Origin of the sequence: Nostoc sp. ChiQUE01b (assembly GCF_034531255.1) — a bacterium.
Taxonomy (GTDB): Bacteria; Cyanobacteriota; Cyanobacteriia; order Cyanobacteriales; family Nostocaceae; genus Nostoc.
The window spans coordinates 123,575-143,541 of the sequence record NZ_JAVRBM010000012.1; the positions used below are offsets into that span (position 1 = coordinate 123,575).

At 42.2% G+C, this 19,967-nt stretch carries 15 protein-coding genes; 10 read left to right on the forward strand and 5 right to left on the reverse strand.

What is annotated here, in order from left to right; genetic code table 11:
- Positions 1-161: 161 nt before the first annotated feature.
- Both RMY63_RS10905 and RMY63_RS10910 read right to left on the reverse strand, forming a co-directional pair.
- Complete coding sequence (locus RMY63_RS10905; RefSeq protein ID WP_322728714.1) at positions 162-3,875, reverse strand: AAA-like domain-containing protein; 3,714 nt, start codon at positions 3,873-3,875, stop codon at positions 162-164.
- Between the two features lie 533 nt (positions 3,876-4,408).
- On the reverse strand, positions 4,409-5,842 hold the full coding sequence (locus tag RMY63_RS10910) for an AAA-like domain-containing protein (RefSeq protein ID WP_322728715.1): 1,434 nt from the start codon (positions 5,840-5,842) through the stop codon (positions 4,409-4,411).
- A 585-nt stretch (positions 5,843-6,427) separates the two neighbouring features.
- Here RMY63_RS10910 and RMY63_RS10915 point away from each other — a divergent pair.
- The 7 genes from RMY63_RS10915 to RMY63_RS10945 all read left to right on the forward strand — a co-directional run bounded on the left by RMY63_RS10915 (position 6,428) and on the right by RMY63_RS10945 (position 12,030).
- Positions 6,428-6,673 carry a hypothetical protein gene (locus RMY63_RS10915; RefSeq protein WP_322728716.1) on the forward strand — a complete coding sequence of 82 codons (246 nt, stop codon included), beginning with the start codon at positions 6,428-6,430 and terminating at the stop codon, positions 6,671-6,673.
- Between the two features lie 89 nt (positions 6,674-6,762).
- Positions 6,763-7,947 (forward strand): DUF58 domain-containing protein, encoded by a 1,185-nt coding sequence (locus tag RMY63_RS10920; RefSeq protein ID WP_322728717.1) that lies wholly within the window; start codon positions 6,763-6,765, stop codon positions 7,945-7,947.
- A 207-nt stretch (positions 7,948-8,154) separates the two neighbouring features.
- The gene (locus RMY63_RS10925; RefSeq protein WP_322728735.1) at positions 8,155-8,520 is read left to right on the forward strand and encodes a ferredoxin thioredoxin reductase catalytic beta subunit; all 366 of its coding nucleotides are present in this window, start codon (positions 8,155-8,157) and stop codon (positions 8,518-8,520) included.
- Positions 8,517-8,909 (forward strand): DUF309 domain-containing protein, encoded by a 393-nt coding sequence (locus RMY63_RS10930; RefSeq protein WP_322728718.1) that lies wholly within the window; start codon positions 8,517-8,519, stop codon positions 8,907-8,909. Before RMY63_RS10925 ends, RMY63_RS10930 begins: the two co-directional genes overlap by 4 nt.
- 298 nt (positions 8,910-9,207) lie before the next feature.
- A complete protein-coding gene (locus tag RMY63_RS10935) occupies positions 9,208-9,705 on the forward strand; it encodes an LptA/OstA family protein (protein ID WP_322728719.1) in 498 nt (165 codons plus the stop codon).
- A gap of 30 nt (positions 9,706-9,735) precedes the next feature.
- Positions 9,736-10,464 (forward strand): LPS export ABC transporter ATP-binding protein, encoded by a 729-nt coding sequence (gene lptB / locus RMY63_RS10940; RefSeq protein WP_322728720.1) that lies wholly within the window; start codon positions 9,736-9,738, stop codon positions 10,462-10,464.
- Positions 10,465-10,914: 450 nt separating this feature from the next.
- The gene (locus RMY63_RS10945; RefSeq protein WP_322728721.1) at positions 10,915-12,030 is read left to right on the forward strand and encodes an LptF/LptG family permease; all 1,116 of its coding nucleotides are present in this window, start codon (positions 10,915-10,917) and stop codon (positions 12,028-12,030) included.
- A gap of 100 nt (positions 12,031-12,130) precedes the next feature.
- Here the strand turns inward: RMY63_RS10945 and RMY63_RS10950 are convergent, their stop codons facing one another.
- The 3 genes from RMY63_RS10950 to RMY63_RS10960 form a co-directional block, all read right to left on the reverse strand.
- Entirely contained in the window at positions 12,131-12,751 is a 621-nt protein-coding gene (locus RMY63_RS10950; protein WP_322728722.1) for a CP12 domain-containing protein, read from the reverse strand.
- A 198-nt stretch (positions 12,752-12,949) separates the two neighbouring features.
- A complete protein-coding gene (locus RMY63_RS10955; protein ID WP_322728723.1) occupies positions 12,950-13,102 on the reverse strand; it encodes a hypothetical protein in 153 nt (50 codons plus the stop codon).
- Positions 13,103-13,541: 439 nt separating this feature from the next.
- On the reverse strand, positions 13,542-14,483 hold the full coding sequence (locus RMY63_RS10960; protein WP_322728724.1) for an N-acetylmuramoyl-L-alanine amidase: 942 nt from the start codon (positions 14,481-14,483) through the stop codon (positions 13,542-13,544).
- A gap of 565 nt (positions 14,484-15,048) precedes the next feature.
- On the opposite strand from RMY63_RS10960, the gene RMY63_RS10965 reads away from it, so the two are divergent.
- The 3 genes from RMY63_RS10965 (at position 15,049) to RMY63_RS10975 (ending at position 19,803) form a co-directional block, all read left to right on the forward strand.
- Positions 15,049-16,053 (forward strand): AraC family transcriptional regulator, encoded by a 1,005-nt coding sequence (locus tag RMY63_RS10965; protein ID WP_322728725.1) that lies wholly within the window; start codon positions 15,049-15,051, stop codon positions 16,051-16,053.
- A gap of 109 nt (positions 16,054-16,162) precedes the next feature.
- Positions 16,163-18,823: a TonB-dependent siderophore receptor gene (locus RMY63_RS10970; RefSeq protein ID WP_322728726.1), complete on the forward strand. Its 2,661-nt coding sequence runs from the start codon at positions 16,163-16,165 to the stop codon at positions 18,821-18,823.
- Positions 18,824-19,227: 404 nt separating this feature from the next.
- Positions 19,228-19,803, forward strand: a complete 576-nt coding sequence (locus tag RMY63_RS10975; protein WP_322728727.1) for a hypothetical protein — start codon at positions 19,228-19,230, stop codon at positions 19,801-19,803.
- The last annotated feature ends 164 nt before the right edge of the window (positions 19,804-19,967 follow it).

A 19,967-nucleotide genomic window follows, 5' to 3' on the forward strand; every position in this document is an offset into this window, starting at 1 on the left:
AGCACTTGTGTATACACTGTAGAAGTGTTATAGAATAATAACTAATTAAGCGAACATGATATAATTAGCCGAACTTGATATCAAATATGATTGCTATATTCATGTTTAAATTTAGCAACGTCGCAAAATAAAAAATCATTCTCGGTATTTATACGAAAGGTTTATTTAGAATTTGGCTGATTACAAATAGAGCGATCGCCCTCTTCCACTGCTATATTAGTTTTCAAATAATCTTTGACTAAACTGCAACCATGAGTTAGTATATCTAGATTGAGAATACGCTGCAAGTTCCAAATAATCAGTGTGTTGTCATCACCCCCGGAAACCAAAAAAGTTCCGTCGCGGCTGATGGCAATTTTCCTAATCGCTGCGGTATGTCCTCTGAGGGTCGTTAGTTCTGTACCATCGAGTTTCCAAAGCTTGACGGTTCCATCTCCACTCCCAGAAGCAAGTATTTTGCTGTCGGGACTAAACGCCACCCCCCAAATCGCAGCTGTGTGACCTTTGAATGTTTGCAGCAACTTGCCGTCAAGTGTCCATAACTTAACGGTATTGTCGCCGCTTCCAGAAGCCACCATCTTACCGTCAGGACTAAAGGCAACTATCCATACTGCTGCCGAATGTCCTCTAAAGGTTCTGAGCAACCTACCCTCCAGCGTCCATAGCTTAACAGTACTATCGCCACTAGCTGAGGCAACTAGCCGACTGTCGGGACTAAAGGCAACTTCCCATATTTCGGCTTGATGTCCTTTAAGAATCTCTGGTAGGAGGTGGTTATTATACCATATCCGAATATTATTGTCAACATTAGCTATAGCGATCGCTTGACCATCAGGACTCAATACTGCTGCTGTCATTTTGCCATTAGGGCTTTTGTAACTAGCAGTTAATTTACCGTCTCGTCGCTTGAGTTTTACCGTATCATCATCACCAGGAAGAGCAATTAACTTGTTATCCTCACTGAAAGAAACCTGGAAGACTAATCTTTCTTCAATCAAAGTTTTGAGCAATTTGCCTTGACGACTCCAAAATTTAACAGTATTTTCGTGGCTAGCTGTGGCGATGGTAGAACTATCGGAGGCGATCGCTATTGACCAAATCCCTGCACTATGAGCTATGATACTCTTTTGGAATAGATTTTCACTCTGCCAGAGTCTAACAAGGTTTTCTGCACCCGCCGAAGCTATAAAGCTACCGTCAGGACTGAAAGTAACTCCCCAAATAGATGCACTATGTCCTCTGAGGGTTCTCAGTTCTGTACCATCAATGTCCCAAAGTTTAATAGTTTTGTCGAGACTGGCAGAGGCAATAGTCTGACCATCGGGACTAAAAGCGACTCTCGAAACTCCCGCACTATGACCTTTAAGAGTTTTATCAAGGTGATAACTGCCATCTGTGTTGTCTCGCTGCCAAAGTTTGACAGTTGTATCTTCACTCGCTGAAGCAATCGTCTGACCATCAGGACTGAAAGCTACGCCGACAACCCAAGCTGTGTTACCTTGGAGAGGTTGTAGGGGTTTGGCGTTTTGCCAGCTTGAGGTGTCTCGTTTCCAGAGTTTTACTGTCCCGTCTAGATTGGCAGCCGCAATGGTTTGATTATCAGGACTAAAAGTTACTCCCCAAAACGCAGTTTTATGACCTTGAAACGTTTTCAGCAAAGTGCCATCTCGCTTCCAGACTCTCACCGTTGTGTCCCAACTAGCAGAGGCGATAGTCTGACCATCGGGACTAAAAGCTACTCCCCAGACTGAAGCTGTGTGACCTTTGAATGTTCTAGAAATGCGCCATAATGCGTTTTTGGCATCGTGCCGCCACAGTTTAATAGTACCATCCTCACTCGCCGAGGCAAGTATCTGACCATCAGGACTAAAAGCGACTGCTCTCACTGCTCCCTGATGACCTTTGAGAGTTGCAACTAATTTACCATCACGTCGCCAAAGTTTGATTGTTCTATCCATACTGGCTGAGGCAATTAAAGAACTGTCAGGGCTGACATTTACTGCCATAACACTTGCTGTATGACCAGAAAAATGATTGTATTCATCTGCGCCATAAACTGCTTGCTCTAGTGCATCTTCAACCACAGGTGCAAGATTTGTGTTTGCTATTCCTAGCTTTTGCAGTTTGTCTTTGGCTTTGATTGCTTCTATGAGCGCATCTAATCTGCGATTTGAGGCAAACAGTCCAATAGAAGAAGATACAAGCGCTCTAATTTCGCTGCTCTTAGCTTGAGCTTCGCTTTCCTTGGTTTGACGATACAGAATGAAACTCCCTATCCCCAAACTGGTAGAGACGAGAAATCCGATACACACTACAACTAGCAAAAATCTTTGCAATCTAGCTGTCTTTTTCTCTTGTAGGAGTCGTGCTTTCTCTTCTATAAGTCGTGCTTCTACTTCTTTAGCCCGTGCTGCTTCCAATGCCGTTTGCACTTCAATGCCATCGCATTCAACGCTTGCAGCTAAAAACCGATAATCTAAATCGCCCAGACTTTTGCCCTGCGACCATTTTTGAGCATCTTTGAGTGCTTGTCCTCGCAGCAGACGCGATTCATCTTTATAAGCTGATGCCACCCAAGCATTGAATGTCTGCGAGTATGGGCGGAGATTGTCTAGTTGTCTTAATACCCACTCGGTATTGAAAACATTGCGATAGATGGGATTTTTAATTTTGAGATAACCGTTGTGTTTCTCCACTAAACCAGATAACAACAGTTCTGTCTGTTCTCGACTATCATCAATCGGGACAGGAAGATGAGGCTGAGGGAAAAACTCTTCTCCCTTGCCCCGTGCTCCCTGCTCCCTGCTCCCTGCCACCTTGCCCCCTGCTCCCTGCTCCCTGCTCCCTGCCACCTTGCCCCCTGCTCCCTGCCTAAGAGCCTTTTCTGCTTGCAACACTTGCTGATAAATACCCAACAACCGCCCTGCCCGTTGTTCGTTGAATAGTAGGCGATCTCTTATAGTACGCAGATGTTCGGGTTCGTCTTGTGATTGCCAATGTTGAATAATCCGCGTTTTTACTAATTGCTCTATCCACAATGCTTCTGTGCCTGGGGGTAGAGTAATCATTTTTGTAGTATTTTCAGAAGCAATTTCAACAATTAGATCGCAGAGTTTTTGTGTGAGAAACGGTTGTCCTCCCGTCCAATGAATAATCTCTTGCAATATTACTTGTGGTTGAGCGACTACTTCCTTTAATCCTTGAAGCAGGGGCATAGCTTCATCTAGTTGAAAGCCTTGTAACTCAATTGCTTTACCAAGGTTAAAAGGCGTGCGGCGTTTATCAGCTATAAGGTCAGAGGGACTAGCTACGCCAAATAGTGCAAATCCCAAGCGTTCAAAGTTTGGATTCTCTGGTCGCAAGTTATAGCAATGACGAATCCAAGCAAAAAAGTCGTTAATTGGGAAATTTAAACTGAGCAGACTATCAATTTCATCAATAAAGATGAAAATGCGTTCAGCTTTGCCGTTTCGTAGAGAATCGCTCTTAACATTTGACAGTAAAATTTCTTCCACAAAGAAATGTAGTTTTTGCACCGAAGAAATGCCAGCTTGCGTCTCCCACCAATGTTTAAAATTGACCTGCGATCCTAACTTGAAGCTGTAGAACAAGCTAATAATAATGCCTTTGTACCATTGATCTGGTGTAGTAACCTCAATACCCAAGCGGGTCATATCCAAGTAAACACAGCTAGAGCCTTCTTCTCGAAGACGGTGACTTGTGCGCTGTAGTAAAGATGACTTGCCCATCTGTCGAGAGTTAAAGACGTAACAAAAATCACCAGCTTTCAAACTGTTATAAAGTCTTTCGTCTGCCTGACGGATAACATATGTGGGGTCGTCACTGCGGAGACTACCACCTACTTGATATCTCATATTGAAGTGTGATTATCAAACAAGAACATAACACAATTATTTGCAATTTTAATATTATTTTAAAAAAATAAATAGTGTCCACTTTCCAGTACGATTCGATGCAATTTCTTAGTTGATTTCAGGTAAAAAAATTACTATCTTTTCCATATACAACCTTTTGGGCTGTTCTATTTCAATTCACAAACAGTATAGCAAAGTGCTGAGTGCTGAGTGCTGAGTGCTGAGTAAAAACCCAGTAATTTCAAGGTTTTGAGCAATCACCAATGTCCTAACTGCCTTGGCGGTTGCTATATCTTTGCTATTTTTACTCTTAACTTTCTTAACTTTCACAAAAAAATATTTGCTTTTTTCTTAAATGTCTTAACTTTCCTTGATATTTGTTCCTGATTAATGGAATATAGTTTGGTAAATCAAATCGTTACTGATTACGATAAATTTTCATTTATATGGCTTCTCAAAACAGAATAAATTTTACCTCACAATTTTGAGATAGTTAACGCCATTACATTTTTTATTCTTCGGAAAATGTATTGTTAAACAATTGTTGATAACTGTTTTTGAAAATAAGCACGGTAGAGTTCAAAACGTGGTAATATGCGATCGCCCTCAAAGCGAATTAATCCCAAACTTTCAAGCTTGTAAGCCTCAATAGGATTAACAGAAATGTCTTGCTTTGCTTCCATAACTTTAGCATAAGTCTTTGCTAGTCTAGGATTTTCTTGCAGTTTGAGCCAGTGTTGCCATAGATGATAGCGGTAGATGCTACCATTGGCGATCGCATCCTCTATAAGTTCTTGCAGGGTTATTTCTTGAGAACAAAGATGGTACAAACTAATTTGAATTAGTGCTGGATGTCCTCCTACCAGTGACATCAGTTGGGCAATATCTTTAGATGTACACGAACTTAAACCATATCGCCTAGCTAAATCTTCTACTTGCGGTTGGGTAAATTCGTTCAAACGAATAGATAAACCGATATTAAAAGGAGAGAGGTTAATATCCAAAGAGGCATACTCTTCTGTAGAGTAAACCATGACTAATCTTAGCTTTTGCCAGTTGGGAACATGTCGTGCTGACTCACACCACGACCGCAACAAAGCAAAAAACCCTTGACAAATGTGAGGATATTTAAAAAAACGATCAACTTCATCCAACACCAAAACTACTGGGCTTTGACATTGATTAAACAAATAGTTTTCTAAATAGAAGCCGCTACTCAAGTTAGGGCCAATTTCTTCATTCCATTCTGACTTGAGGCTGGGTTTAATACCTAATTTTGTTGCAATTTGCCAGCAAAAATGACGCAACAGCTTATTTATATCAGTTACGCATTCACCATCAAATTGGTTGCAATTCAGATTTACAGTCTGATACCCAAGCTTCTGTGCAAAGGCTAACAGCCTCAATACTAGAGAACTTTTACCCATCTGTTTCGGGCCCCTAATCCGAATCACACAGCCACTTTGAGTTACTTCTTGATAAACGTTTCTCTCTAGTGGGGGACGTTCAATGTAAAAGTAAGAATCTAGAGGTACGGGACCATCCGGGTATGACCGAAGATTTTCTATCTGTTGGGTTTGTTCGTGATGTTCTTCAACAAATGAGGTGAATTGGGAAGGTTGAGACGAATCTTCTTCTGTATGTGAACCTACAGACAATAACTCAGGTGTTTCAGCCTCATTTGCTTCATTGGCGACTGTGTAGTCTTCGCTATGTAATTCCAGATTAAAAGCGCTAAAGCAGAGTTTTACAGTTTTTTGGTCTACATTTGCGCTTAAAGACCATAATTTACTCAAAGTTCTAGAGGAAATATTAATGCGCGAGCTCAGTTGTTCTAAACTCAAATGTTCACCTTTGTTTTCTACGATCTCCACAGAAAGAATTGCTTCTTGTAACCGTTTAATTCCAATAGAAGTGAGTACAACTCCTCGTCTCCGCCTAGTTTTATTTTGTTCTGTTTTATACATATTAAAAACGAGTGTTTATTGAAAGAAGTATTGTTAAGTAGTAATTTTTACATTTACGTACGCAACTAGAACTCACTTTAGCAATCTTTGATACACTTATATTTATTTTTTATGGAATCCATTGGAACTTTAACAAATTACACTACACCATAACAACTTGATAGTAAACACTTTATGTAAATTATCTGCTTTCCCTACTTTTCCTACTTTTCCCACTTTTCCCACTTTTCTTACTTTTTCCACCTTTACTCAGTGTCTTTTACTCAGTGTTTTGATGGTTGTCTTCTCAGATTTTGCACTTATAAAATAAATGTCAAAAATACAACTACGTGTAATAGGAATTAATTTTCTATCTTAAGTCAAATAAGAGACACAACTATAGGGCTAGTATTTGATTTCTGAAAAATCTCCGTACATCTGAAGAGGCAGAAAATCGAAGATAGTGTTTCTGATGAACCACTCAAACATCCACTTCAAATGAGAGAATGTTGGAATTATATTAACAATACTCTTAGTTTTCCTGATTCTATTTTCTCTCTCTTATTTGCCAACAATGATTCAACAATTCTAATAATTTTATTTATTTTGTATAATAATATTCTTAGATATAAATCTGGAGAAATTGCTTTATATCTCAATACTTTTTCAAAAATTAAACAAATTCAGTTTCCCACGCCAGTAGAAAGTCATCAAGTGCTGGGCAAGACCTTCATCAGTATGTGTCAGTTTTTGTCGTTTAATGCTTCAAACCAAACGCCTCCTATTGATGGAGAGACATTTGTAAACCAAATTTTAGAGCGGTTTCGACAAGAACATCAGGCGCAAGCATGAGTCGCTACGTCATCAACATTCTTGCCAGCCGTTTTGGCAAACTCCTGAGACACTGTGAATTTTTGGTGGTATTGGGTTAAAAAAGAAACATGAAAATCATCAAACCGATCACTAATTGGTTAGAAACCCGCGCCAGTGCTCCTACTTATGGCGGTTGGGTACTAGCGGCAACGGCTATTTGTTTTTTTGGCGCAGGTATCAATACGATGGCTGGTTGGCTGTACGCCATTAGCGGCATCAGTTTTGCTCTTTTGGGTATAGCAGCCATCTTACCGCCGCGATCGCTCACAGGTCTATCCATCACCCGCCGTCCCATGCAACCTGTGTCAGCAGGCGACGATCTAACGGTGGAATTAGAAATCTGCAATCAGACACAGCAGCCTGTAAGCTTGTTGCAAGTTGAAGATATACTGCCCTTCGTCTTAGGGAAACCAGTACAAAAAGCAATCGAAACAATTCCTCGCCAAGGTAGTTACCGTTGGATATATTACCACCCGACTGTGCGTCGGGGTGTTTATCGCTGGCACACAGTCGAACTTGGTTCTGGTGCGCCTTTGGGATTGTTCTGGTGTCGCCGTCAGCGTGATTGTGCTGCCACAGCGATCGTCTATCCTACAGTGTTACCCTTGGCTACCTGCCCCCTAGTGGATGAAATGGGGCGAGAAGAGAGCAAAAGGGTCGATCTTCGTGGTAGACCCTTGCAAACAGCAACAACGGGGCTGGTGCGATCGCTCCGTCCTTATCGTTTAGGAGATCCTACTCGCTTGATTCACTGGCGGACTAGTGCCCGCTATGGCGAATTAAGGGTGCGAGAGTTAGAAATGGTCACAGGTGGACAAGAAATAGTTATTGCCCTTGACAGTGCTAGCAATTGGGAAGAAGAAAACTTTGAACAAGCAGTAATTGCCGCAGCATCTCTGTACTTTTATGCACAGCAACAACAATTACAAGTGCAACTGTGGACAGCATCAACAAATTTAATCAAAGGCGATGTCTACGGCAAGCCCGGAGGTCTACGTTTTGTTCTAGAAACCTTAGCAGCAACCAGAGCATTAGAAGATGCCAGTTCAGTAGTTCCTAAAAGTTATCCTTTAATTTGGCTGACTCAAAACCCTCTGAGCCTTGCTACTCTTCCTCAAGGCAGTCGCTGGGTTTTGTGGTCAAATATTTCTTCACCAGCAGAACCAGAGGTAATTAATTGGGAACACCCTGGTATAGTTTTACAAAGCGATCGCCCACTGCAACCCCAACTACAAAAAACATTACATTTATAAATCAATTCAAATTTTATAATTTCAAAGGCTGCTAACAAGTTAAGCCTCTGCGATTTCTGGGGTTTTCTCTGATCCCAGTACACCGGATATATCAGCCTTTGAGCAAAGGTTAAGATAATTTGAGCAGGTAAGATTGGGGAAATACACCCAGTAATCCCTTAGTGAGGCTGAGGTACAATGCAAAGAAATATTTAAATTATGAGCGACATGATCACATCAGAACATAACACAAAATCCAGCGATAGAAGCCTAGAGGCAATGCGGCATTTTTCCGAACAATACGCCAAGCGTACTGGAACATACTTCTGTTCTGAACCTTCTGTCACCGCAGTTGTGATTGAAGGACTAGCCAAACATAAAGACGATCTGGGTGCGCCTTTATGTCCTTGTCGCCATTACGAAGATAAAGAAGCTGAGATTCACGCTACATATTGGAACTGTCCTTGTGTGCCAATGAGAGAACGCAAAGAGTGCCATTGCATGTTATTTCTCACCCCTGACAACGAGTTTGCTGGAGAAAAACAAGAAATCTCTCTGGAAACAATCAAAGAAACTCGAGATAGTATGGGATGAGCGAAATTATCCCCCAAGAGTTTTGGCAAGGTGTAGAACAGTTCAATTCTGGACAGTTCTACGCTTGCCATGACACTTTAGAGGCTTTGTGGATTGAAGCTGGCGAACCGGAAAAAACCTTTTATCAAGGAATTCTCCAAATTGCTGTGGCACTGTATCATTTGGAAAATCGCAACTGGCGAGGTGCTGTAATTCTATTGGGAGAAGGCAGCAATCGGCTACGCCGTTACCCATCTAGTTATAGCGGCGTTGACGTAGATGAGCTATTGAGTCAGAGCGCAGTGTTGTTGACGACATTACAACAAATAGGGCAAGACTTGATTACTGCTGGCAATCTGGGTGAAAATCAAGTCTTATCTTTGCCTAAAATTGTGCTAACAACTGATTAGACATCTGGTGAAATTATTGCGTTGTCCGAAATCCCTGGTAGGCACAATTCATTTAGCCAAAAGTCTCCCGTACCAATACGTGGAAGCAAGCTACGGATAGCGTCTCCGTTAAAAGAAGAGTATTGTGCTTACGTCATTTTCACTTCTTATGTCAATTACCTGAAACCTTGAGGTTGGGGGTAACGTCACTATTTCAGCCAGTAGTTATCGGAAATCACTCCAGATTGGATATTTCATATCTGGATAAAGTACTTGAGATAATTAGAATGCAAGCTGAAATCCTAAATCCCCAATTGCTATGATGCTCTGCTATCAATTGCCCTTATCCCAGATACGTCGCTTTGGATTAGCTTTAATGCTGCCAGCTGCACTTTTGGGCGCTTTTGCCTTCCCTACCCAAGTGCAAACCGCTACTGCACAAACATCTCAGGCAAATCGCCCCCTCACTATCCGTGCTGATGTGCAAGAATATGACGCGAAAAATCAAGTAATTACTGCTCGCGGTAATGTGCAAATGTTGTATCCGGCTCGCCAACTTCAGGCAACATCTGCCCAAGCACAGTATTTTAGTAAAGAACGCCGAATTGATTTTAGTGGCAACGTCTATATTTTGCAACAGGGCGGTAACAGTATTCGGGCGGAGAAAGTAACCTATTTAATTGATGAAGGGCGATTTGTTGCTTTACCCCAATCCAACCGTCAAGTAGAGTCTATCTACATGGTGCAGGAATCAGATAATAATGGACAAACTGCGACACCTGCCCCAAAGACACCACCTTTGAAGCCTTCTAATTAGCATTTACCACCAAGAAAGGATGCTTCCAGAGTGAAAATTGTTTTAGAGAATATTCACAAATCTTACGGCAAGCGAGTAATTGTCAATCGTGTCAACCTTTCTGTTGCTCAGGGCGAAGTCGTTGGTTTACTAGGCCCTAATGGGGCTGGTAAAACGACGACCTTTTACATTGCTACAGGTTTAGAAAAACCCAATCTAGGAAAAGTCTGGCTGGGTAATGTAGAGGTGACGGGAATGGCAATGCATGAAAGGGCACGACTGGGTATTGGCTATTTAGCACAAGAAGCAAGTGTTTTTCGCCAACTCTCGGTAGAGGATAATATTCTGTTAGTGTTAGAGCAAACTAATGTGCCACGATGGGAGTGGTCAAGGCGACTCAGAACTTTATTGCGGGAGTTTCGGTTGGAAAAATTAGCTAAAAGTAAAGGAATTCAACTTTCTGGTGGTGAGCGACGGCGGACAGAATTAGCAAGGTCTTTAGCTGCTGGACGAGAAGGGCCAAAATTTTTACTTTTGGATGAACCATTTGCGGGAGTAGATCCGATCGCAGTCTCAGAAATTCAGCAAATCGTAGCACAACTGCGCGATCGCGGTATGGGAATCTTAATTACAGATCATAATGTCCGTGAAACCCTAGCGATCACTGATCGTGCCTACATCATGCGTGAGGGACAAATTCTCGCTTTTGGCGCTGCTGACGAACTCTACAGCAATCCCCTCGTGCGGCAATATTATTTAGGGGATAATTTTCAAGTCTAAATTAATAATTATTTAGTTAATAATTTCAAAAGATATTTTGATTTTTGATTCTTCAGCATGAATATAGCAATCCGATTTGATTCGGTGAATTACTCGTAAAGACCAGGGACTGGGGACTGGGGACTGGGAAGAAGGAATAAAGGTGTACCTAGCTCCCTTAAAAATCAAATATGAGTCCTATATATGAATTCATTTTAGTTCTGCTTTCTTAGCTATTGAGAATTAAACTTTGATAGTGAATAAACTAGATACAGCAGTTTGCAATTAAGTGAGGTTGAGAGCCTAAACTTCAAGACCAGATATAAAGACTATTTTTCTTCTGCCCCCTGCCTCCTGCCCCCTGCTGTATGCTTTGCCAGGGTTGCCAATATCTAAATTTTCAAGTTGCTTATGATATCAAAGAAGCTCACGTCTTTCAACAGTCTGTATTCGCTACTGCCTTTTACAATCATGGATCGCTACCTTGCTAGCGAATTGTTAGCGCCGTTTTTCTTTGGTGTCGGAGCTTTTTCATCAATTGGCGTCACTATTGATGCTGTATTCGATCTCGTCAGAAAAATTGTCGAATCTGGGCTACCTATAGACATTGCTATTCAAGTTTTTTTGTTAAAATTTCCCAATTTTATTGTTTTAGCTTTCCCCATGTCTACGCTGCTGGCTACTTTGATGACCTATAGTCGTCTTTCTAGCGAGAGCGAACTAATTGCCCTGCGTGGTTGTGGCGTCAGTGTCTATCGCATGGTGCTAACTGCTGTGATGTTAAGTCTTGTGGTTACAGGAATGACATTTGTGTTTAACGAAGAAATTGCACCAGCAGCAAATTATCAAGCGGCGATGACTTTAGAGAAAGCCCTGAAATCAGACAAGCCAACTTTTAAACAGCAAAATATTTTCTATCCTGAATACCAGGATGTTGTCCAGCCGGATGGCTCTAAGAATCGGATATTGACACGCTTGTTTTACGCCGACCAATTTGATGGTAAGCGGATGACAGGGTTGACGATTATAGATCGCTCAACAAAAAATCTGAATCAAATTGTGGTATCAGAATCTGCCCAGTGGAATCCTTCTCAAAATGTCTGGGATTTTTACAACGGTACAATCTATTTTGTTGCTGCCGATCGCTCTTATCGTAACATCGTCAAATTTGAACACCAACAACTGCAACTACCGCGCACGCCATTAAGTCTGGCAGAAAAAAGCCGGGATTATGGTGAAATGAATATTTCTGAAGCACTAAATCAACTAGAAGTGGAAAATCTTGGTGGCGATCGCCAAAAAATTCGTAAACTTGAAGTGCGGATTCAACAAAAAATCTCTTTGCCCTTTGTATGCGTGGTTTTTGGCTTGGTAGGTGCAGCGATGGGAAGCATCCCCCAGCGAACGGGGAGAGGTACAAGCTTTGGAATTAGTGTCCTAGTTATATTTTCGTACTACTTAATTTTCTTTATTAGTGGGGCGATCGCACAAGCCGGTGTCCTCTCTCCCTTTATGGGGGCTTGGTTGCCCAACTTTCTTTTTTTGGGAATAGGTTTATTCTTATTGATGCGAGTTGCTAAACGATGAGGGGGATGAGGGGGATAATAATTATTCGCTTACTCCCCCATCTCCCCCTGCTCCCTCATCTCCCCTTACTCCCCCTGCTCTCTTCATTCCCCCACTTCAATTACGGGTGATAGTTTCGACATTCTGGTGCATCAGGGTTTTCCTTGCAGTATTCTTCAAAAGAAACTTTAGCTGATATCATACCCTCAGCTTTCTGATGAGCTGCTTCTGCCTGAAGTTCTTCTACCTCATCCCAGGCAGCTGCACAGGGTTTAGAATAAGCACCTTGTTCAGTGCAAATAGCACGAGCCTGCTGAATTGCTTTTTGAATTCTCTCCTCCAGCAGTAGCGCTTTTGGCGCTTCCACAAAGTCGCTTTTGGTCAAAATGTCGGTAATCGAGATGATGCCCAACAGCTTACCTTGAATAACAGGTGCTCGATGAATACCAGTGTTAGCAAATAACCGCGCTACATATTCCACACCCAAATCAGGATTAACCACAATGCAAGGCTTGCTCATAATTTCGTAAACCCGCACTTGCTTTGGATCTTTACCGTAGGCTGTTATCTTATAGACAATATCCGTTTCTGTGACAATGCCATAAGCATCATTGTCATAGCGACGATCCACAACCAGCGCCCGCAATCTTTTATCCTTCATCAGCCCCACCGCTTCAGCAACAGTTGCCGAACCGCGAATGGTAACTACGTCTTTGGTCATGATATCTTCAGCTTTCATCATTGTTGTAGTCTCCTGGTTAATAGTCCGGTGCAGCACAGCGCCCTCATGGACGTATCGAAGCATTGCAACGCACAATTGGCTAACTAGAAAGTAAAAAAAGTTGAACTTTTGCCCAGCTACAACAATAAATTAGACCAGTTGTCAACTCTTGATGTTATCCAATGTAACCAATGCCCAAAAACTAAGCATAAAACTCTCTTACTGAATCTGGCGTGACTTCGGTAGCGTTCGCTGCCATCCAAAGTATTTCTGACTGCGGTAACGCAACCACACCCGCAAAACTTGGGGAATTTGATCTTTTTGTTCAGTTCTGAGTAAAGAAGTCAGATTCCCAACTTCTTTACTCAGCACTACTACCCCAGTCTCTAGTACAACACGGCGTAAATAAACTACCCCTGACGCTCGTTCGCCCTTGGCGTATCCCCTTGGGAGAAGACTCGCTTGCCGCCGGCGCTAACGGGTGACGCTCTCTACGAGACGCACTCGCGTTCGCAGGCTCGCTCTAAGCGAAGCCATACCGAAGGCGTTGCCTCTCGTTCGCGTTAGCGTCTCTGAAAGAGAAGAGAAGGCTTTTACGCTGCGCTAACGGCAGTTCCTCATGGGGAGCCAGTGCGTTGGGCGGCTGTGCCGACTTGTTCGCGCAGCGTCTCCCCTTGGGAGAAGCAACTGGCGTGGAAACCCCCTCTTCTGCGGACTGCCTCACCATTCCAAATCAATAAAACGCTTATGCTGTATACCTGTTTGACCTTTGACTTTTGACTTCCGCCTTGCAGTACTAGTCCCCATCAGCCTAACCAATTAATTTTTGCCAGCTAGCAGGCCCGATAATTCCATCGGTATCTAAACCATTTTGCTTTTGAAAGTTTTTAACTACAACCTCTGTTTGCGGGCCGTAGACGCCATCATTGTCAACACCTAAACGGTATTGTAAGTATCTGACAACTGCACCACCGGCATGGTTTGGTCTGATAATTCGTTTTGCCAAAATTAGATTTATGGCATTCCATGTAGTGTCGTCAGCAATTCCAGTCGGCTGAACTCCGACAATAGTCTGAAATTTTTCTATAGCAGATTTGGTGTTAGCTCCCGTAAAGCCATCTTCCACTAAAGCCTTACCATTTTTATCGGTTATTTTTACTCTATTTAAGGATTTTTGCAGTCTGAGAATAGTCGCATCTATGTTTTCCTCTTCATCTGGTACAGGGTTAACAGGGGCGCTTGCCACTTTACCAGTTAAGCCTTTGACGATCGCATTGGCCATTGCTTCAGGATTAAAAAGATTCATATCTTTTTGCGAATCGATGAAGCAACATTCTATCAAGATAGCAGGCATATCTGTATTTTTCAGAACATACAAGTGCGAACCACTCTTAACGCCACGATTAAAAAATCCTAACTTGACAATTTCATCTAATACAGGCTTGGCGATTTTTCTCCCATTTTCACTAGTTGCAAATACTTCTGTGCCATTAGCTTGTCTGTTAAAAGCATTAAAATGAATTGAAACAAAAATATCTACTCTACTCGCATTAGCTGTAGAACATCTTTTTGACAGTGAGTCACGGACTGTACTAGCACTACTTGGTTTACATACTACAACTTCATTTCCTAAAGCTCTTAATTTGGCTATAACTCTATTACCTACATCTAGAGTTAAATTATCCTCAACTTTGATTCCTCTGGCTCCTGTGTCTGGTGGACAATTATGCCCGCTATCAATTCCAAATTTCATTTTCTTTCTACTCCTTAAATCCTTGTTAGAATACTTGAAACTTCTTTAGGCTTTTAATAACAATTTCCATTAATCATTTCGTCACAGTGCTTTTTAGCAATTGGTAATTAGGATATGTATGAGTCATTACTATTCTAATATAGATAATCAGTCTATAAGCAAACTTAATTATTACATTTTATCTAATAAGTTTTGGTTTTTAAATCATTTATTATAACAGAAAAGCAAAATTAGCAATATTTATCAGGATTGTAAAGAATTCAATTATTTTTGCCATAACTAGAAATGCAGCAACTGCAACTATTCTTCAGACAATAACTACTTGACAAATATGCTTAGTTAAATGCTCAGGACTGAAAGCAGTACCTGATATGAACGTGTACTTTTAACCCTGCAAAGCTGTTACAGAATTTACCCTTGGCATCGCCATACCTGACTATCTATTGCTAAATACTGTACAAGCGTGATTTTTTGGAAAGATTGCTAACAAATATTATCAATCTAACTTGTATAAGGTTGAGGAAATAGTGATAATTAATCTCAATAAGTTTTAGTTTGATTAATCATGACCATTATTATTTCAGCACAAGCGCAAGATGAACTCTTTGAAAAAATTGACGGAACCCCACAAAGTAACGATCCTGATGATGAGTTAGATATTACCTGCAAGTATCCCCAGGCATCGGGAGAAGGACATTATCGACGAGTTAAATTACGGCAAAGCTTGGTGTTGGACATTCACAGCCATCAGCACTGTGACAATCTGATCATAAAACGCATTGACCATCCACATCCCCTAGAGTTTTGGTTTATGCTTTCAGGACACTGGAGGGAAAGCTCTCCTTGGGCAGTTAATGAGACGAAAGCCGGACAGTACGGTTTTCACGGCAGTGGCATGATTGTTAAAGGAGAAGATGAGTTTTTTGAGGGATGGCAACTTTCGATGAGTGTGACTTTTGAACCAGAATTGTTGCAGTCCTTCATCGGCAATTCTTCCGGGGAAATACCAAAAGCATTACAACATTTAGTGCGTGAGCCTAACCAACCCCTCCACTTTCGCTCCAACCTCATGACTCCGATGATGCAATATAATGTGCAGCGTATATTGCATTGTCCTTATCAGGGTATCATCAAGCGCACGTACCTGGAAGGCAAAGCGCTGGAACTATTAGCACTGCTGCTGGAACAAGAAGCAGAAATTCAGATGGGAAGCCGGACACCCAAGCCGCTAAAGCCGGGAACATTAGAGCGGATTCTCTATGCCAGAGATTTGCTATTGCAACAGCTAGACAATCCACCTTCTACCGCAGAACTGGCACGCCTAGTCAAACTCAATGAGTATGCACTCAAGCGCGGGTTTCTACAGGTATTTGGCAAACCCTTGTTTGCTTATCTCCACGATTACCGCTTAGAACAGGCACGTCAATTGCTGGAAACCGGGGAAATGAAGGTGAGTGAAGTTGCTAAAGAAATCGGCTTCGCCAGTCGGAATCACTTTGCTGCTGCTTTTAGGAAAAAATTTGGTGTCAACCCTAAAGAGTACTTGATGCAACGCAAACACTACTTATAGCGACCAAAAAAAACTCCCGCTAGCGACCAAAACAGCTTTCTCATGGCACTAGATTACTGATAGTGTTTGTTGAGAAGAATTCTTGTTTGGGTTTGGTGTGGGGTAACGAGTGAAACAAAAGCTGTTGTTGAAGATTTTATTAATAACGAGTTCTGTTTGGCTTTGGGGTGCAATCAGCGCAATTGCTACTGAAGTACCAAAGCAAGAGGTACAGAGTAAATCTGTGGCATCAGTACTACGCAATTCTAGGTCAATTAGGGAGATTCGCCAACTCAGTGAGATAGAGCGTCCGATTACCAGCGCTCAAATGCTGGTACAGTCACCAACACCAAGCGCAGGAAGAGCAACTCAAGTTGTACCAATAACATCCGTTAAAGCCAATCCCACCGATAAAGGTGTGGAAGTAATTTTAGAGACCCCGCTTGGGACTCAACTGCAAGTCACAAATCGCAGTACAGGCAATAATTTTATTGCAGATGTATCTGGTGGGCAGTTGCGTTTACCGTCGGGCGAGGCTTTTACATTTCGTTCGGAAAAACCTCTTGCGGAAATTGCTGAGATAACAGTAACGAATATTGATGCAAATACTGTGCGCGTGACGGTGGTAGGTGAGAAGGCTTTGCCCACAGTTGAGTTATTTGATGATAATGTTGGGCTGGTTTTTGGGGTAGCATCTGCTGCAACGGCGACACAGCCACCGCAGCCACCCCAAACGCCTGCTAGTGAGACACCCCAAGAGGAACCAGCAGCACAGCAGGATAAGCCGATTGAGTTGGTGGTGACGGGTGAGCAAGATAGGTATAACGTACCAGATGCGTCAACTGCAACGCGGACAGATACACCCTTACGCGACATTCCCCAATCGATTCAAGTTATACCCCGGCAGGTGCTAGAAGATCGCAGGCCAAGAAACTTGAATGAGGCTGTAGAAACAGTCAGTGGCGTAGTTGATGGTTCAACCTTCATGGGTTCGCCTGGCGGAGGCAGAGTCATCAGAGGATTCTTTGCGGAAGGAAATTTCCGAAACGGCTTTCGACAAGGTAATTTTAACACCTTGACACCCATTGGGACGATTGAGCAAGTGGAAGTTCTCAAAGGGCCTGCCTCGGTTCTATTCGGTGCTTTAGAACCTGGTGGGATCATCAACACTGTCACTCGGCAACCCCTGAGTGAACCCTATTACAAACTTGCATTTGAGGCGGGAAGTTATGGATATTATCAGCCCAGTATCGATTTCTCAGGCCCCTTAAATACGGATAAAACCCTGCTTTACCGCTTGATTGCTGGCTATCAAGGGTCAAACTATTTTCAAGAGTTTGTCAACACCAACCTGACCACGATCGCACCTTCAATTACCTGGAAATTAGGCGATCAAACAGAACTGAATGTCTACTATGAATACATTCACTATTTTGCAAATCCTACTAGAAGTTTTGTTACGGTCAAGAGCGATGGTAGCTTGACACCTCGGAGCCTCTACACTGGCTATCCTGATTTCTACTTGTTCGATATCTATAATCATAAAATTGGCTACACGCTAAAGCATGAACTTAGCGACAACTGGCAGATTCGTAATAATGTTACTGTAACGCTTACTAGTTATACCCGAAACGAATCTTCTCCCAGCAACATCGTGGACGATCGCTTCCTAACCGACTATGACACTTTTGAGAGTGAGAATACAGAAGACAACTATTTTGGACAAATCGACTTGCTTGGGAAGTTTAATACCGGATCGATTTCACATCAACTTCTACTGGGCTTTGATTTCAACCGTAATGTCGGATATTTTATAGGTACTCAACCTGTAACAAATCTACCTAATCTAGATATTTTGAACCCAAACTACGATGTTCCAAGACCCGAATTTGTTCCGTTCTTTAGGAATCTGAACACGATTCAATCTTACGGGGTCTACCTTCAAGATCAGATCGCGTTTAGCGATAACCTGAAACTCCTGATTGGTGGTCGTTATGATTGGGTGTCAAATGAAGCTGAAACAGTCGGAAATGCAACTGATGAGCCAGTCCAAAAGGATAGTGCCTTCAGTCCCCGGATTGGCTTGGTGTATCAACCCAGCAAAACGGTTTCTCTCTATGCCAGTTACAGTAGCTCTTTTCTCCAAACCACAGGATTCAACCCGGAAGGCATCAACTTGACTGCGGAAGCATTTGAACCGACGAGGGGAACCCAATATGAAGTCGGTGTCAAAACAGATTTTCTAGACGGCAAGCTTTCGGCAACTTTAGCCGCTTATCAACTCACCAAGACAAATGTTCTAACCACCGATCCGAATAACCGGCTATTGTCCGTTCAGACCGGGGAGCAACAGAGTCGAGGGATTGAGTTGGATATAGCAGGTGAGATTTTGCCAGGGCTGAATGTAATTGCATCCTATGCCTATACCAATGGAGAAGTTACTAAGGATAATGACATTACTATTGTGGGTAATCGATTGGAAGACGTGCCAGAGCATCAAGCGAGCCTTTGGACAACATATAAGATTCAGACGGGCGATTTCAAAGGGTTGGGATTTGGACTGGGGCTGTTTTATGTGGGTGAAAAGCAAGGCGATTTGGCGAACTCGTTTACACTCCGAGATTACTTCCGTACTGATGCGGCGCTTTACTATCACAAAGATGGTTTTAATGCAGCGATCAATATCCGTAATCTATTTGATATAGACTATGCAAACTTCGCCTACGGTAGAACCTCTGCTCAAAGAGATGCGCCCTTGACAATTGTTGGTTCCATCAGTTGGGAGTTTTAAGCTGGCTTTGTTGCTCTTTGCTTCTTTAGTGGTTCTAGCAGAACATCTTGGAGAAGGTCGAATTCTCAGGAGTGACCGAGACAATGCAAGGATTTTAGATTTTGGATTTTGGATTAAATCTAAATCTAGAATCCAAAAAACGGTTTCAAGCCTCTCTGTTTACGGAGAAAAAAACAAAAATTTTCAATATTTAAGCCTCTTCTTTATAAGGAGAGGTTAATCCACGCATACGCTCTCTACGAGACGCGCTCTTGACGCAGACTCGCTAACGCTTCGCTATCGTCAATCCAAAATCTAAAATCGAGTGACAGGCGAGATTTTTCGATATATCGGTGGCAGAACAGCCATCAGTTTAGTAATTTGATGTTTTCAAATAGTTAACAATTAGTTTCAGGAATCTTGAAATGATGAAACGATTTTCTCAGGTTTGTTTGGTTGCGTTGGCTATTTTTGCTTTTCCCTATCAATATACCCAAGCGATTGAGACTCAGATTCTTTCTCCTAATGCTTACAAAGTTCCTTATTTGGGATATGACGGCGTTTTTTATCTGAATACGGAAAGTAATAGTTCCATTAAAGACCCGCGCAATCCCAAACGGATTGTGATTAAAAAAATGGAGGAGTTTAGCTTTTACAAAGATAGCGAGGGAAAAACACCTATTGCCCGCAACTGTCATTATGCATATGTGGGGGCTGTAGGTGATTCCAAGTTTTACCCAGAATACAAAACAGCTGTCTGGGATTTATTTGAATTAGAAAAAGATGAAAGTAAAGACCCCGCTTGTAACCAGTTCAAGTATCTGACTTTCCAAGTTCCCCACGGTGAGCCAAGTCACATGCACTTTCGCTATGGAGATGAAAAAACGAGCTTTCAAATGCTGGTGAACATGAGTAATGATGCGGAAGATAAGGCAAAATTCAATCCTTGGTGGACTACTTATTGCGGTGGTGGTAAAACTAGCTGCGGTAAGGACGAGTAGTATCATCTTGTCACTTACGGCGATCGCTTGCTGATAAAATAGCGATCGCAGTAAGTTATTGGAGTTAATCGGCTAAGTACAGAGCAAGCACTGATTGCCTTTCCTTTTGACCTGAATCTGTAGGTAGATATTTAACACTCAGCCTGAAAGCACGTTTAAAATTT